The 683-nt window shown below is 72.6% G+C and carries 2 protein-coding genes; one reads left to right on the forward strand and one right to left on the reverse strand.

Going from position 1 to position 683, the window contains the following annotated elements:
- Positions 1-310: helix-turn-helix transcriptional regulator (locus tag GTW67_RS05700; protein WP_161163699.1), on the forward strand; the 310-nt coding region annotated here is incomplete at its 5' end.
- Positions 311-337: 27 nt separating this feature from the next.
- On the opposite strand, the gene GTW67_RS05705 is transcribed toward GTW67_RS05700, so the two are convergent.
- Positions 338-683 (reverse strand): EF-hand domain-containing protein (locus tag GTW67_RS05705; RefSeq protein WP_202436858.1); only part of this gene is annotated, 346 nt, incomplete at its 5' end.

Genomic DNA, 683 nt, shown 5'->3' on the forward strand with positions numbered 1-683 from the left:
CGACCCCCTGCTCCGTGAGCTGCACGACATCCTGCGCGCCGACCCGGCCGACAACCGCTCCCTGGCCGACCTCGGGCGGCAGATCGGCGCCGGCGCCCGTACGCTCTCCCGTCGCCTCCGCGCCGACCTCGGCCTCACCTATCCCCAGTGGCGCACGCAGATCAGGCTCCACCACGCCCTGATCCTCCTGGCCGACGACACCCCCGTCACCGCGGTCGCCCACCGCTGCGGCTGGTCGTCCGCCAGCACCTTCATCAGCGTCTTCCGCCGCACCTTCGGCCACACCCCCGGCACCCGCCCCAGCACCTGACCGCTCACCGGATACCGCCTGACGACCTCAGGCCGCCCGGGCGAGGGGACCGCACATCACGTTGCCCGGCTCGGTCGGGTCGTCGCTGATCCAGAACTGGGTCCACAGCAGCGCGAACTCCGCGCGGCCGAGGTATCCGTCGCCGTCCTGGTCGAGACGGTCGAACACGTCCTCCGTCGCCATGCTGCGCCCGTGCCAGGTGTCGATGAGCCGCTGGTGCTCGCCGCGGGAGATGCGGCCGTCACCGTTCTCGTCCACCGCGTCGAAGATCGTGTCGGCCGTGGCCGTGACGGCCTCCGGCATGGCCGGCAGCCGCTCGACCACGGTCATCAGCTGGTCCAGGCTGACCCGGTCGGGCCGGTCCGCGTCGGCA

Origin of the sequence: Streptomyces sp. SID5910 (assembly GCF_009862125.1) — a bacterium.
Lineage (GTDB): Bacteria > Actinomycetota > Actinomycetes > Streptomycetales > Streptomycetaceae > Streptomyces.